This is a genomic window from Sphingomonas sp., assembly GCF_019749955.1.
Classification (GTDB): Bacteria; Pseudomonadota; Alphaproteobacteria; order Sphingomonadales; family Sphingomonadaceae; genus Sphingomonas.
The window spans coordinates 19,744-33,547 of sequence record NZ_JAIEPC010000020.1 but is presented as its reverse complement, the minus strand read 5'-3'; the positions used below and the strand labels follow the sequence as shown (position 1 = coordinate 33,547).

The following is a 13,804-nucleotide window of genomic DNA, read 5'->3' as shown; positions in this document are numbered from 1 at the left end:
CCTTGGCGGCGCTGCTGGCGCTGGGTGGGTGCGGGGCAAGCGCGCCCCCGCCTGTTAGCCACGAGGGCAAGCCGCTGCGGATCGTGTCGGTCAATCCGTGCATCGATGCGGTGCTGATGCGTGTTGCCGATCCGGGGCAGATTGTGGCGATCAGCAGCTATTCGCATGATCCGCGCGCGACCTCGATTCCGCTCGCCCAAGCGAAGCGGTTCGCGGCGATCGACGGCAGCGCCGAGGCGATCGTGGCACTCCGCCCTGATCTGGTGCTCGCGAGCGGATCGCTGACCCCGGCGACATCGGCGGCGCTGGCGCGGCTCGGCATCCGCAAGGTCGAGCTCGGCCTGCCGCAGAGCATCGCCGAGAGCGAAGCGCAGGTACGCGACATCGCGCGTGCGGTCGGTCATCCGGCGCGCGGCGACGCGCTGGCGGGCGAAATGGCAGCAGCAGTGGCGGCTGCGCGTGCGCCGGGTGCGCCGGTGCCCGCGCTGATCTGGCAGGGCGGGGGCCTCGTCCCTGCCGCCGAGACCTTGCCCGACGAGATGCTGCGCACGGCAGGCTTTGCCAATCAGGCGGCAAGCTATGGCCTGCGCAATTGGGATCAATTGCCGCTCGAACGCTTGGTCGCGCGCCCGCCGCGCCTGCTGCTGACCCCGCCGGGGGCTGCGCGCGACGACCGGACGCTCGGCCACCCGGTGGTCCGACGGCTCCGAACGCGGATCGCGGTGCGCGATTTCCCGGAGCGGCTGTTGTTCTGCGGCGGGCCGACGATCATCGACGCGCTCGCCCGGCTGCGCGCCGTGCGGCAGTCGCTATGAAGCGGCTCAATCGGCTGCTCGTCGTCGGCATCATGCTGGCGATGCTGGTATCGCTGTTCGCGGGCAAGGTTTGGGTGCCGCTCGGCGCCTGGGCCAGCGACGATCCGCGCTGGCTGATCATCGCTGAGTTGCGCCTGCCGCGCACGCTGCTGGCGGCAGCGGTGGGCGCGGCGCTCGGCATGTCGGGGGCGGCGATGCAGGGCTATCTGCGCAATCCGCTGGCTGATCCGGGACTGTTCGGCGTATCGGCCGGGGCAGCGCTGGGCGCGGTGCTGTCGCTGTTCTTCGGGATCAGCGCGCCCTTCTGGCTGTTGCCGAGCTTCGCCTTGATGGGTGCGGGGGGCGCGATGGCGCTGCTCGCGCTGCTGGTCGGGCGGTCGGGGAGCATCATCGTCTTCACGCTGGCGGGTGTGATTCTGTCGACGATTGCCGGATCGCTGACCGCGCTCGCGATCAGCCTGGCGCCGTCGCCGTTCGTGACGACGCAGATCGTGACCTGGCTGATGGGCGCGCTGACCGATCGCAGCTGGAACGATGTGTGGCTGGCGCTGCCCTTGCTGAGCGCCGGGATGGCGGTGCTCGCGTTCACGGGGCCCGCGCTCGATGCGCTCACCTTGGGCGAGGATGCCGCGCGGACGATGGGCGTTGATCCGGTTCGGCTGCAATGGCTGGTGGTGGCGGGCGTGGGCTTGTGCGTCGGTGGGTCGGTCGCGGCGGCGGGGGTTATCGGCTTCGTCGGGCTGATCGTGCCGCATCTTGTGAGGCCGTTCGCGGGGCACAAGCCGTCGGCGGTGCTGTTGCCCTCAGCGCTGGCGGGGGCGCTGCTGGTGCTGCTCGCCGATAGCGCCGTGCGTGCGGCGCCGACGGTGAGCGAGCTGCGGCTGGGGATTGCGATGTCGATGCTCGGCGCGCCGTTTTTCCTGTTGTTGCTGTTCCGCATGCGGCGGGGGTTGGCGTGAGCGCGCTGGCGGTCGAGGGCGTGACGTTGACGCTCGGCGGGGCGAAAGTGCTCGATGCGGTGAGCGCGTCGTTTGCACGCGGGCAAGTGACGGTGGTGTTGGGGCCGAATGGCGCGGGCAAATCGAGCTTGATGGCCTGCCTCGCCGGGTTACGCATGCCTGATACCGGGGCGGTGATGCTCGACGGCGTCCCCCGCGCGGCAATCCACCGCCGCGATCTCGCACGGCGGATCGGCTTTCTGCCGCAAACCGCCGATGTCCATTGGGATGTCGATGTCGCGACCCTGGTCGGGCTCGGCCGCTTCCCGCATCGCGGGCGCTGGGGCGAGACTGACACCGATCGCGCAGCCGTGGCGCAGGCGATGGCCGCGACCGATGTCACCCGCTTTGCCAAGCGCGCCGTCAACACCCTCTCGGGTGGCGAGCGGGCGCGCGTGCTGCTGGCGCGGGTGCTGGCGGGGACACCCGAATGGTTGCTGGCCGACGAGCCGCTCGCCAATCTCGATCCGGCGCACCAGCTGGCTACCCTCGATTGCCTGCGCCGGGTCGCGGCAGCGGGGGCAGGGGTGGTGGTCGTGCTCCATGACCTGAACCACGCGGCGCGCGTTGCCGATCAGGTGATCCTGATGCGCGGCGGCGCCTTGATCGCGCAAGGGACGCCCGACGAGGTGCTGACCGAAGCATTGATCGCGCAGGCGTACGGCGTCGGCGCGCATGTCGGCACGCTGCCCGACGGACGCCGCTTCGTCATTCCCACGGGCGTTTTGTCGGGCTAGGCCTCTCGAAGCTTAGGAGGGTTTCCCCTTCCCGTTCGCCCTGAGCTTGTCGAAGGGCCGTTCTTCTTCTGCCAGCCCCTCGAAGAAGAAGGACAGTGCTTCGACAGTGATCAGGTGAAACGTCCCCCGGACGTTTCAGTCAAGCCCGGGGGGCTTGACGACCTGATCACCAGCACGAACGGATCAAGGGTGATTCCATTCAGTTCGGCGTTGTTCTACGCTCAAGCCATGACCACCATCTACGGCATCAAAAGCTGCGACACCGTGCGCAAGGCGCGCGCATGGCTCGATGCGCACGGCATCGCCCACCGCTTCCATGATTACCGCGTCGAGGGCATCGACGACGCCAGGCTGCGCGGCTGGGCAAGCGCGCTCGGCTGGGAGAAATTGCTCAACAAAAGCGGGCCGAGTTTTCGGTCGCTCGCTGACTCCGACAAGGCCGATTTGACCGAAGCCAAGGCAATCGCGCTGATGCTGGCGAACCCGACACTGATCAAGCGCCCCGTGCTTGAGGCGGGCGAGGCGCTGCTGCTTGGCTTCAAACCCGATGAATATGGTGCGAAACTAGCCTGAGCCTCTGGCGGCGCGGCGCCCGCGCCCCATATCCCTCGCTCAACCACGGAGCATCGCACATGGTCACCGCCACCTGGAACGACACGATCATCGCCGAATCGGACAAGACGGTCGTCGTCGAGGGCAATCACTATTTCCCGCCCGACTCAGTGAAGATGGACCTGCTGGTCGACAGCGGCACCCAGTCGACCTGCCCGTGGAAGGGCGTCGCCAGCTATAAGACGATCGTCGTCGGCGATGCGCGCAACGCCGATGCTGTTTGGTATTATCCTGCTCCAAAGTCGGCTGCCGACAACATCAAGGGCTATTTCGCCTTCTGGAAGGGCGTTAAGGTCGCCTGACGAATTTCCGGGGGCCGAGATGACCGTGATTGCCACACTCCAGTCGCTGCAACTCGGCAAGATCGCACCCATCGGTCCTGAAGGCGTGCCGAGCGGGATCGTCAAACATCCCGTGGCGGGGCCGGTCGAATTGCGCGGGCATCGGCTCGTTGGTGACGAGACGGCCGACCTTACCGTCCATGGTGGGCCGGACAAGGCGGTCTATGGCTATTCGGCCGATCTCTATCCGGTATGGGCGGCCGAGCGCCCCGCGCATGCCGCGCGGCTGACGCCCGGCGTGTTCGGCGAAAATCTGACGATTGCCGGGATCAACGAAGCCGATCTGTGCATCGGCGACATCCACGCGATCGGCACTGCGCGGCTGCAAATATGCCAGCCGCGCCAGCCCTGCTTCAAATTCGCGCTGCGGTTCGAAGACGCGACGATGCCCAAGGCCATGGTGCGTTCGGGCCGGTCGGGCTGGTATTACCGCACGATCGAGGAAGGCGTGCTGGAGGCCGGCGATGAGGTCTCGCTCGTCGAGCGCCCGCATCCAGAGCTGGCGTTCGAGCGGATGGTGGAAATCGTCAATTTCGGTCAGGCGACCGAAGCGGAACTCGCGCTGATGGCGGAGTCCGACGGGCTTGCGGTGTGGCTGCGCAGCCGCGCGCGGGCGGCGCTGCGCGACTGATCTTGCGCTGCTGCCAGGTTCGGCGCAGGTTCAACGCGGGTTAGGGGGAGACGGGCGATGCGTGCACCATTTGGCAAGCCGCCGACATGGTTCTGGATCGTCAGCGTGGTTTTTCTGCTCTGGGCATGCGTGGGCCTGTTCGCCTTCTACAGCCAGGTGTTCGATGCCGCCGCGATCGCGGCGTTGGACCCCTATGATCGCCACATGCTCACGTCGATGCCGGTCTGGCTGAAGGCGGTTTATGGCACCGCGACGGTCGCGGCGGCGCTCGGCGGGGTGCTGCTGTTGGCGCGATCGGCGCTTGCCCGGCTTGTTTATCTCGTGTCGCTCGTCAGCATCATCGTGCAGTTCGGCTATACGCTCGGCGCGACCGATCTGATCGCCGTGAAGGGCTTTGTCGTCGCGGCGGGTTTTCCGATCTTCATTATCGTGATGGGGGTGGTGCAACTCTGGTTCGCGCGTCTCGCTACCGGGCGCGGGTGGTTGCGCTAGAGCGATTTTGGGCCGAGGTGCCCTTCGCCTCCGTTCGCCCTGAGCTTGTCGAAGGGCCGTTCTTCTTTGCGAGCCGATCGAAGAACAAGGGCAGTGCTTCGACAAGCTCAGCATGCACGGATCAGAGGTGATCCCCTCCAACGCACCCCTGGGTTAAACATCCGGTACCCCCCACTGGAAAACTTCGTCGAGCGGCTTGCCGAACACCGCCGCAATCCGGAAAGCAGCCTCCAGCGACGGCGAATATTTTCCCGCTTCGATCGCCGCGATCGTTTGGCGCGTCACGCCGATCGCCTCGCCCAGCTCGGCTTGGGTCATCTCCCCGGCGAGGAAGCGCAGCGTGCGGATTTTGTTGGTGAAGGGCAAGGTCATGGCTCAATAACCGCGCCGGTAGTAATAAAGCTGTGCGCCAACGCGGACCAGCTCGGCGATCACGACCGTGGCGATTAACAGGTTGAGCCGCCCCGCCGCGCTGATGTGATAGAAAATCGCGAACAAATTGCCCCAAACCCCCAGCACCAGCGGGTAATAGGCCGCATGGGTGCCCTTGAGGTGAATGAACTGCTCACGCTCATCTTCCTTGAGATTTGCTTCACGCGGCGTGCGAATGGCTAATGCCGCAGCAGCGATCGACATGGACCCGATGATCACGATTGTGACTGGAACCAACATGCCGGCAACGGCGACGACGCCGACGGGCCGGTCGATGATCGACCAGGGGTACGTCAGAAAATACCACCCGAATGCCGCCGCGAGGCTGGCAAAGGCAACCCAGTGGATTTTTTCACGAAAGGTCATGGGGTTCACTCCAATGTCGATCAATTGAGACTCAATGTTATATAGTTTTAACATGAAGTCAAGTGAGAGTAACGCAAGCCATGTCTGTACTGGCGGCGGCAGCTATCTGCCGCTAGCGATGCACCCCATGTCCACGACCTACACCATCGATACCGCAACCAGCCGCGCGACCCCGACCCCGGCGCCGATGAAGCGGCTGACGATCCCGGCGATCCGCGCGCGCAAAGGCCGTGAGCCGCTGGTGATGTTGACCGCCTACACCGTGCGGATGGCGCAACTGCTCGATCCGCATTGCGACTTGCTGCTCGTCGGCGACAGTCTGGGGCAAGTGATCTACGGCCTGCCGTCGACGATTCCGGTGACGCTGGAGATGATGGCGGCGCATGGCGCGGCGGTGGTGCGCGGCAGCTATCACGCGGTGGTGGTGATCGACATGCCGTTCGGCAGTTACGAAACATCGCCCGAGGTTGCGTTCGAAAGCGCGGCCTATCTGCTCAAGGAAACCGGCGCGGCGGCGGTCAAGCTCGAAGGCGGTGCGGCGATGGCGCCGACGGTGCGCTTCCTCGTAGAGCGCGGCATTCCGGTGATGGGCCATATCGGGTTGACGCCGCAGGCGGTGAATATCCTCGGCGGCTATGGCGCGCGCGGGCGCACCCAGGCCGAAGCCACCAAGATCCTCGATGATGCGCGCGCGATCGATCAGGCGGGCGCGTTCGGCATCGTGATCGAAGGCGTGGTCGAGCCGATCGCGGTCGAGGCCACGCGGACGATCGATTGCCCGACGATCGGCATTGGCGCATCGGCGCAATGCGACGGCCAAGTGCTGGTGATCGACGATATGCTCGGCATGTTCGATCGCACGCCGCGCTTCGTGAAGCGCTTTGACGACCTGGCTGGCCGTATTTCCGCCGCGGTTCAAACCTATGCGGACGAGGTGCGGTCGCGTGCTTTTCCCGGACCGGAACAGACCTACGCGCCCAAGGATTGATACACTTTCGCTTCGTGCGCCGCGCCGCTAAGGTCCGCGCCTTTCCACACCCAAAGGGAGTCCACCTTGGCCGTTACGCCGACAACCGACAAAGCATTCCTGCGCGAAGTCGACGAAGAATTGCGGCGCGATCAGGCGGCGCAGCTCTGGCAGCGCTATGGGCGGGTGATGATCGGCGCGGTCGTCGCCGGGCTGCTGGCGTTCGGCGGCTATCTGATCTGGCAGAACTATAATGATCAGGCAGCGGGCGCGCAGGGCGCCAAGCTGACGGGCGTCTTCGAAACGCTGGGCAAGGGTGACGTCAAGGCAGCGGAAAAGCCGCTCGCCGAACTCGCCGCGTCGTCGAGCGATGGCTATGCCGCCAGCGCGCGCTTCGTCCAGGGCGACATCGCGCTGCAGAAGAATGATCTGAAGGGCGCCGCCAGGATTTTCGGCGCCATCGCCAATGACACCGGCTTGTCGCCAGCCTTTCGCAACCTCGCGCTGATCCGCCAGACCAATGCCGAGTTCGACACGCTGAAGCCCGAAACGGTGATCGCGCGGCTGAAGCCGCTGGCGGTCAAGGGCAATCCCTGGTTCGGCAGCGCGGGCGAGCTGGTGGCGATTGCCTATCTCCAGACCAACCGCCGTGACCAGGCCGGCAAGCTCTATGCCGCGATGGCCGAGGACGAAACACTGCCCGAAACGCTGCGCACGCGCGCGGTGCAAATGGCGGGCACGCTTGGCGTCGACGCCGTCAAGGATAGCAAGGACATAAAGCCGCAATGAAGAAGACACTGACGCTGACCGTGACGCTCACTGCGCTGCTGGCGCTGGGCGCTTGCGGGACGTTCAAAGGCCCCAAGAAGACGCCAACCTTGGGCGATCGCGTGCCGATCCTGGTGTCAGAAAATGGCGCCGAGGCCGACAAAACCATCGCCGAGGTCGAGGTGCTGCTGCCCCCGGCCGAGACCAACGCCAATTGGGCGCAGCCCGGCGGTGATGCGTCGAAGTCGATGGGCCATATCACGCTGGGCGCGAGTCCGACGCGGCTGTGGTCCGCGCGTATCCGCGGCGGCACGCCCAAGCTGCGGCTGGGCGCGGCGCCGGTGATTGCCGATGGCAAATTGTTCGTGGTCGATGTCAACGCGACCGTGACCGCTTTTGCCGCCGACACCGGTCGCAAGCTGTGGAGCACGGAGATATTCGGCGACAAGAAGAATCGCGAAGCCCGCTTCGGCGGCGGCGCGAGCTTTGACGACGGCAAGATATTCGCGACCGACGGTTTGGGCGATGTCATCGCGCTGTCGGCCGCCGACGGCAAAATGTTGTGGCGCGTCAAGCCGGGCGGCCCGCTGCGCGGATCGCCGACAGTGTCGAACGGATCGGTCTATGTGCTGAGCCAGGACAATCAGCTCTTCGCGCTGTCGCAGACCGACGGCGCGGTGCAATGGACGCAGACCGGCACGCTCGAATCGCAGGGCGTGTTCGGCGTCGCAGCGCCGGCAACGGGGCGCGGTACCGTGGTCGCGGGCTTCTCCTCGGGCGAGCTCAATGCCTATCGCTATGAAAATGGGCGGACCTTGTGGGCTGACACGTTGTCGCGCACCAGCGTGACGACATCGGTGTCGAGCATCGCCGATATCGATGCGTCGCCGGTAATCGACCAGGACCGCGTCTACGCTATCGGTGAAGGCGGGCGCATGGTCGCGCTTGAGCTGACGACGGGCAAACGCCTGTGGGAACTCAACATCGCTGGCATCTCGACGCCTTGGATCGCGGGCGAGTGGCTGTTCGTGTCGACCGACGACGGCCGGATGATTTGCATGTCGCGCGCCAACGGCAAGATCCGCTGGATCACCGATATCGGCGGCTTCAAGAACAAGAAGAAGCGCACCAACCCCATTTATTGGTCGGGACCGGTGCTCGCGAGCGGGCGGCTGATCGTCGTCAATTCGCGCGGCGAAATCCTGTCGGTGAAGGCCACCAACGGCGAACTGGGCAGCAAGATCAAGGGCGGCATTCCCTTCTCGCTGCCGCCGGTTGTCGCCAACAACATCCTTTATGTGCTCGACAGCAAGGGCAAGATTACCGCCTATCGTTGAGGGCGCTGGCGGAATCGCGGCATTCGGCTTAGGGAGCGGCGATGGCACATCTCCCCGTCGTCGCAATCATCGGCCGCCCCAATGTCGGCAAATCGACGCTGTTCAACCGGCTGGTCGGCAAAAAGCTCGCGCTGGTCGACGATCGCCCCGGCGTGACGCGCGACCGGCGCGAGGGCGAGGCGAACCTGATCGGCCTCGATTTCCGCGTCGTCGACACCGCCGGTTACGAGGATGAGGACACGCAATCGCTACCCGGTCGCATGCGCCAGCAGACCGAGGCAGCGCTCAAAATGGCCGATGTCGCGCTGTTCATGATCGATGCGCGCGTGGGGCTGGTGCCGCTCGACGAGGAAATCGCGCGCTGGCTGCGTGGATCGACCACGCCGGTGGTGCTGGTCGCCAACAAGGCCGAAGGGCGCGCGGGCGAGGCGGGGGTGCTTGATTCGCTGACGCTGGGCTTCGGCGATCCGGTACAGCTCTCGGCCGAGCACGGCGAGGGGATGGGCGACCTGTTCGAAGCGCTGTTCCCGCATCTGGAAGGCAAGGCTGAGCCGGAGGAGGAAATCGATCTCGACGATCCTGCGGCGCCGTTGAAGCTCGCGATTGTCGGGCGTCCGAACGCGGGCAAGTCGACGCTGGTCAATCGCATTCTCGGCGAAGACCGGATGATCACCGGGCCGGAAGCGGGGATCACGCGCGATTCGATCGCGATCGATTGGGAGTGGAATGATCCCACGTCCGGCCCGCGCAAAGTGCGGCTGATCGACACTGCCGGCATGCGCAAGCGCGCGAACGTGCAGGACAAGCTGGAGAAATTGTCGGTCGCCGACGCGCTCCACGCGATCGATTTCGCCGAAGTCGTCGTGCTGCTGCTCGATGCGACGCGCGGGCTCGAAGTGCAGGATTTGAAGATCGCCGACCGTGTGCTGCAGGAAGGCCGCGCGCTGGTGATCGCGATGAACAAATGGGACGTCGCCGAGGATGCGTCGAAGCTGTTCAACGGCGTGCGGGCAGCCCTCGACGAGGGGCTGGCGCAGGTGAAAGGCGTGCCGCTGATGACCGTCTCGGCAGTGACCGGCAAGGGCATCGACCAGTTGCTGGGGGCCGCGTTCGAAGTGCGCGAGGCATGGTCGCGCCGTGTGTCGACCGGCGAGCTCAACCGCTGGTTCGAACGCGCGCTGGAGGCCAACCCGCCACCCGCGCCCGGCGGCAAACGCATCAAGCTGCGCTATGTGACGCAAGCCAAGACGCGCCCACCCGGCTTCGTGTTGTTCGGCACGCGGGTCGACCAGTTGCCTGAGAGCTATCAGCGCTATCTCGTCAACGGCATCCGGCGTGACCTTGGCTTTGGCGCGGTGCCCGTGCGGCTAACCTTGCGCGCGCCGAAAAACCCCTTCGGCAATTGACGACGCAGATTGATGCGCGCGGCCTGCGCTGCCCGTGGCCGGCGATCCGCTTGGCCCGCGCGCTGCGTGACGGCGCCGATTCGGTCGAGATCATCGCCGACGACCCTGCTGCGCCGGGCGAGCTGGCGGCAGTTGCTGCCGCTGCGGGCGCCGATATGACGTTGATCGACAAAGATATCGCCCCGAAGTTTCGCATCGAAAGGTGCACTCCCGTCAACAACTCGTTTACTCCCGTCGAGTAGAACGAAGGTGAAGTCAGTGGGCGGGCGGCTTCGGGCAAAGGGTGGAACGCGTGTCGGTAACGCAGAGCAAATTGGTCGACTGGGACGCCTTTGCGGTCGCACGCGCCGAACTTGGCGCGGGATTCGTCCGCATTCTCGGCTATTTTCAGGAAGACGGCACCAAATCGGTCGACGCGATCGAATCCGCGATGCGCGCGAAAAATGCCGCCGCGCTCGTGATCCCGGCGCATACGCTGAAGGGCGAAGCCCGACAGTTCGGCGCAAAGCCGCTCGCCGAAGCGGCTGAGACGATCGAAGTTATCGCGCGCCAATGCGTCGAAACACATGATTCGCCAGACGAAGCGCTGCAAACGGTTGTCGGGCTGCGCCAGTTGTTCAACGACACGCTGATCCAGTTGTTGCGCGAAGCCAATCCGCTCGTCGAGCGCCGCCAGGGCTTCGGCAAGCGTGCCGTCTCCGGCTTTGGTCGGGCCTAGTCCTCGACCGCCTGGCTGTTGAGCTGGATGTAATTGCCAAGTCCCATCCGCTCGATCATTTCGAACTGCGTTTCGATCATGTCGACATGCTCTTCCTCATTGCCGAGGATCGACGCGAACAAATCGCGGCTGACATAATCGCGCACGCTTTCGCAATGCTCGATCGCGTCACGCAAAACGGCGATTGCTTCATGCTCGAGCGCGAGATCGGCCTTCAACACTTCCTCGACACTTTCGCCGATCCGCAGGCGGCCAAGCAGCTGGAAGTTCGGCAAGCCGTTGAGGAAGAGGATGCGCTCCGCCAGCTTGTCGGCGTGTTGCATTTCCTCGATCGATTCGTGGCGTTCGTGCGCGGCGAGTTTGCGCACGCCCCAATTGTCGAGCATCCGGTAGTGCAGCCAATATTGGTTGACCGCCGTCAGCTCGTTTTTGAGGACGAGGTTCAGAAATTCGAGAACTTTGGGGTCGCCTTTCACCGCGCGCTCCTTGCCGGAAATGCCTTGACCCTTTGACCGTCTGGCGCGCTGGCCGTCAAGCGGCGGCGCGTTCTTCGGCCAGAATTGCGCGCGCGGTCCGGATGCACTGGCCGCATTTGGCGCGGCAGCCGAGCGCGCGGTAGGTGGCGCAGGCGCTGACCGCGGCCTCGCGCCGGGCGGCTTCGCGCAATTGCGTCTCGCGGATATTGTTGCAGATGCAGACGACCATCGACCCTCGCTCTCTGACCACAGCTTACGCTAATGCGAGTGATTCGCAAGGGTCTTATTGCGAGCGGATCGCAATCATCGCGCCATCGGCTGGAACGCCCCGCGCGCGAGACTCCGCCAGACCCATTCGAACGGGCCATAACGATAGCGATCGAGCCAAGGCTTCGACCACAGCAGCATCAGCGCCCACATGCCGAACACGACCAGATAGAGTTGGGCGCGCCCAAGATAGCCGAACAGCCCGAAGCCATAGCCATAGAAGATCGTCGAGCAGAGGATCGACGTCATCAGATAGTTGGTGAACGCCATGCGCCCTGCGGCCCCGATCCGCTCAATCAGCGGCCCGCCGGCGCGGGCCAGCAGCGCAATCAGGCTTGCCCAGCCCATGATCATCAGCGGGCGGAACGGCACCGACAGCGCCAGCACGCCGAGCGCCACCGAAAACGCCGTGAAGCCCGCGTGGACCATATACCAGCCGATCGCCGCATAGGCTGGAATCCCGATCCCGAAGCCGATCACGACCCAGCGCCGGTAACGTTCGACCGGCCATTCGCCCCGCAACATGCCGGTCCGGAACATCGCCATGCCGAGCAGCATATACGCCAGCGTTTCCATCCCGACCGCAAAGAAGGTGCCGACCACGGCGCCGACGCCGCTTTCGGCGCGCTTGGCGACCGTATCGGCATAGTTGCCCCGATAGGCGCGCAGTTCTTCGGCAATCTTCTTGGGTGAAGGCTTGCCGAACGTGTTCTCCTGACTCTGGCGGCGCTTGAGCTCTTTCGCGGTAGCGTTGGGCTTGCTGGCGGCTGCGTTGGCCGCCGCGACCGAGAGCGGCAAGCTCGAGATCAGCGCCGCCTCCAAGGTCAGTAGCACCACAGCCGCAATCACCAGCGACCGCGGCCGCCAGTTGCGGAAGAAGAACAGGATCAACCCGATCAGAGCATAATGATTGAGGATGTCGCCCCACCAAATCAGATAGAGGTGCAGCACGCCAAACAGGAACAGCCACACCATCCGGGCATAATGGACGCGCGCCGCGCTCGCCCCGCGTGCCTGCGCCCGCTCGATCACCAGCAACGCTGATGCGCCGAACAGGAACGAAAATAGCCCGCGCATCTTGCCGTCGAACAATATGAAATTGAAAAGATAGACGCCGAGGTCAATGCCGGTGTCGCCGCCATAGGCGCGCGGGTTCATATAGGCCGCCTCGGGCATGCCGAACGCGACGATGTTCATGATGAGAATGCCCATTACCGCGACGCCGCGAACGACGTCGAGCGTAGCAATGCGGTCGCCAACGGGCGCTGTGATGGTCATTGAATTCCCCCGAATGTGCCGTATTATTATTCTAATACAGCGCGAGGGTCAACGCGCGCTGCGGCGGATCATCAGCTTGAGCCCCGACCAGATCGCATCCACCGCGCACACCTTGGTGTCGACCAGCCCCGTCGGCAGGATGATCTCGCGGATCAGGTCTTCGGTGATTTCGCTCGGGACTTTCGAGGCCTTTTTGGGCCAGGACACCCAGATGAAACCCGTCGGCGCAAGCAGCGGGCGAAGCACGCCGATCGCGCTGCGGAGTTCCCACTCGAGGGTGACGAACATGTGCGCGGCTTCCAGCCCCGATGCGGGTTCGGGCAGTTCCTCGACGCCGATTGCAGCTGGATCGATCTCCAGCCGCACGCTCTGCGGCATGGCATTGTCGAACCATAAGCGCATGCCCGCCTTGTATCCGAGCTTCTTCGCCAGCGGCGTGCCCGAATAGCCCGCTGTCAGAGCCAACTGCTGATTTGCCCCAAGGGCTTCTTGCGCAGCGCGTGCAGCGGCACGGTGGCGTCGGGCGCGGCGTGCCCTGCGACGACAATCATCATCGGCTTTTCGCTATCGGGTCGCGCGCAGACGCGGTTGAGGAAGCGCATCGGATTGGGGGTGTGGGTAAGCGTGGCGATATTGGCGGCATTCAGCGCAGCCAGAAGGAACCCCGTCGCGATGCCGACGCTTTCGTTGACATAGTAATTCTGCTTGTCGTCGCCCGGCTCGATCCCGCCGCGCCGCTGGGCGAAGACGACGATCAGCCACGGTGCGATCTCCAGATAGGATTTGTCGGCATCTGTGCCGAGCGGTGCCAGCGCATCGAGCCACTCGGCGCTGGCCTTGCCCGCGTAGAAGGCGTGCTCCTCGTCCTCGGCGGCGGCACGGACCTGCGCCTTGAGGTCGGGCGATCCGATCACCGCGAAATGCCACGGCTGGTGGTTCGCGCCCGATGGCGCGGTTCCGGCTGCCTCGATCGCGGCTTCGATCACCGCGCGGGGTACCGGTGTGTCGGCAAAGTAGCGACAGGTGCGCCGCTGGCGCAGGTCGTCGCGAAACGCCTGCGCTTGGGCGATGCGCGTTTCGTCGGGGAGCGCGGGCAAGCCGGGCCAAGGTTGGGCAGGGTGATCGAGCATGACGCGACGATGCCCGACGTTCGCGGAACGGGC

General features: G+C 64.9%; 20 protein-coding genes. 13 read left to right on the top strand and 7 right to left on the bottom strand.

Annotated features, from left to right (window positions below):
- The first annotated feature begins 2 nt into the window (after nt 1-2).
- The 7 genes from K2W81_RS06725 to K2W81_RS06695 all read left to right on the top strand — a co-directional run bounded on the left by K2W81_RS06725 (nt 3) and on the right by K2W81_RS06695 (nt 4,626).
- Nucleotides 3-815: an ABC transporter substrate-binding protein gene (locus K2W81_RS06725; protein ID WP_294102475.1), complete on the top strand. Its 813-nt coding sequence runs from the start codon at nt 3-5 to the stop codon at nt 813-815.
- Nucleotides 812-1,774: an iron ABC transporter permease gene (locus tag K2W81_RS06720; protein ID WP_294102473.1), complete on the top strand. Its 963-nt coding sequence runs from the start codon at nt 812-814 to the stop codon at nt 1,772-1,774. The genes K2W81_RS06725 and K2W81_RS06720 overlap by 4 nt, the downstream gene beginning before the upstream one ends.
- Nucleotides 1,771-2,550, top strand: a complete 780-nt coding sequence (locus K2W81_RS06715) for an ABC transporter ATP-binding protein (protein ID WP_294102471.1) — start codon at nt 1,771-1,773, stop codon at nt 2,548-2,550. Before K2W81_RS06720 ends, K2W81_RS06715 begins: the two co-directional genes overlap by 4 nt.
- Nucleotides 2,551-2,778: 228 nt before the next feature.
- Nucleotides 2,779-3,123 (top strand): ArsC family reductase, encoded by a 345-nt coding sequence (locus tag K2W81_RS06710; protein ID WP_294102470.1) that lies wholly within the window; start codon nt 2,779-2,781, stop codon nt 3,121-3,123.
- Between the two features lie 59 nt (nt 3,124-3,182).
- On the top strand, nt 3,183-3,464 hold the full coding sequence (locus K2W81_RS06705) for a DUF427 domain-containing protein (protein ID WP_294102469.1): 282 nt from the start codon (nt 3,183-3,185) through the stop codon (nt 3,462-3,464).
- Between the two features lie 19 nt (nt 3,465-3,483).
- A complete protein-coding gene (locus tag K2W81_RS06700; protein ID WP_294102467.1) occupies nt 3,484-4,134 on the top strand; it encodes an MOSC domain-containing protein in 651 nt (216 codons plus the stop codon).
- 57 nt (nt 4,135-4,191) lie between these two features.
- The gene (locus K2W81_RS06695) at nt 4,192-4,626 is read left to right on the top strand and encodes a hypothetical protein (protein WP_294102465.1); all 435 of its coding nucleotides are present in this window, start codon (nt 4,192-4,194) and stop codon (nt 4,624-4,626) included.
- A 153-nt stretch (nt 4,627-4,779) separates the two neighbouring features.
- On the opposite strand, the gene K2W81_RS06690 is transcribed toward K2W81_RS06695, so the two are convergent.
- Both K2W81_RS06690 and K2W81_RS06685 read right to left on the bottom strand, forming a co-directional pair.
- Entirely contained in the window at nt 4,780-4,998 is a 219-nt protein-coding gene (locus tag K2W81_RS06690; RefSeq protein WP_294102463.1) for a helix-turn-helix transcriptional regulator, read from the bottom strand.
- Between the two features lie 3 nt (nt 4,999-5,001).
- A complete protein-coding gene (locus tag K2W81_RS06685; protein WP_294102462.1) occupies nt 5,002-5,424 on the bottom strand; it encodes a hypothetical protein in 423 nt (140 codons plus the stop codon).
- A 127-nt stretch (nt 5,425-5,551) separates the two neighbouring features.
- On the opposite strand from K2W81_RS06685, the gene panB reads away from it, so the two are divergent.
- The 6 genes from panB to K2W81_RS06655 all read left to right on the top strand — a co-directional run bounded on the left by panB (nt 5,552) and on the right by K2W81_RS06655 (nt 10,620).
- A complete protein-coding gene (gene panB / locus K2W81_RS06680; protein WP_294102536.1) occupies nt 5,552-6,412 on the top strand; it encodes a 3-methyl-2-oxobutanoate hydroxymethyltransferase in 861 nt (286 codons plus the stop codon).
- A gap of 66 nt (nt 6,413-6,478) precedes the next feature.
- Nucleotides 6,479-7,180, top strand: a complete 702-nt coding sequence (locus K2W81_RS06675; RefSeq protein ID WP_294102460.1) for a tetratricopeptide repeat protein — start codon at nt 6,479-6,481, stop codon at nt 7,178-7,180.
- Nucleotides 7,177-8,496, top strand: a complete 1,320-nt coding sequence (locus K2W81_RS06670; protein WP_294102457.1) for a PQQ-like beta-propeller repeat protein — start codon at nt 7,177-7,179, stop codon at nt 8,494-8,496. The genes K2W81_RS06675 and K2W81_RS06670 overlap by 4 nt, the downstream gene beginning before the upstream one ends.
- 41 nt (nt 8,497-8,537) lie before the next feature.
- Entirely contained in the window at nt 8,538-9,902 is a 1,365-nt protein-coding gene (gene der, locus K2W81_RS06665; RefSeq protein ID WP_294102455.1) for a ribosome biogenesis GTPase Der, read from the top strand.
- Complete coding sequence (locus K2W81_RS06660; RefSeq protein WP_294102453.1) at nt 9,899-10,144, top strand: sulfurtransferase TusA family protein; 246 nt, start codon at nt 9,899-9,901, stop codon at nt 10,142-10,144. Before der ends, K2W81_RS06660 begins: the two co-directional genes overlap by 4 nt.
- A gap of 50 nt (nt 10,145-10,194) precedes the next feature.
- Nucleotides 10,195-10,620 carry an Hpt domain-containing protein gene (locus tag K2W81_RS06655; RefSeq protein ID WP_294102451.1) on the top strand — a complete coding sequence of 142 codons (426 nt, stop codon included), beginning with the start codon at nt 10,195-10,197 and terminating at the stop codon, nt 10,618-10,620.
- On the opposite strand, the gene bfr is transcribed toward K2W81_RS06655, so the two are convergent.
- The 5 genes from bfr to K2W81_RS06630 all read right to left on the bottom strand — a co-directional run bounded on the left by bfr (nt 10,617) and on the right by K2W81_RS06630 (nt 13,771).
- Complete coding sequence (gene bfr, locus K2W81_RS06650; RefSeq protein WP_294102449.1) at nt 10,617-11,096, bottom strand: bacterioferritin; 480 nt, start codon at nt 11,094-11,096, stop codon at nt 10,617-10,619. The two genes, K2W81_RS06655 and bfr, sit on opposite strands and share 4 nt — an antisense overlap.
- Before the next feature lie 55 nt (nt 11,097-11,151).
- Nucleotides 11,152-11,325: a (2Fe-2S)-binding protein gene (locus K2W81_RS06645; RefSeq protein WP_294102447.1), complete on the bottom strand. Its 174-nt coding sequence runs from the start codon at nt 11,323-11,325 to the stop codon at nt 11,152-11,154.
- A 74-nt stretch (nt 11,326-11,399) separates the two neighbouring features.
- A complete protein-coding gene (locus K2W81_RS06640; protein WP_294102446.1) occupies nt 11,400-12,641 on the bottom strand; it encodes a DUF418 domain-containing protein in 1,242 nt (413 codons plus the stop codon).
- 48 nt (nt 12,642-12,689) lie between these two features.
- The gene (locus K2W81_RS06635) at nt 12,690-13,106 is read right to left on the bottom strand and encodes a hypothetical protein (RefSeq protein WP_366932217.1); all 417 of its coding nucleotides are present in this window, start codon (nt 13,104-13,106) and stop codon (nt 12,690-12,692) included.
- Nucleotides 13,097-13,771 carry a nitroreductase family protein gene (locus tag K2W81_RS06630; RefSeq protein WP_294102444.1) on the bottom strand — a complete coding sequence of 225 codons (675 nt, stop codon included), beginning with the start codon at nt 13,769-13,771 and terminating at the stop codon, nt 13,097-13,099. The genes K2W81_RS06635 and K2W81_RS06630 overlap by 10 nt, the downstream gene beginning before the upstream one ends.
- Nucleotides 13,772-13,804: the final 33 nt, after the last annotated feature.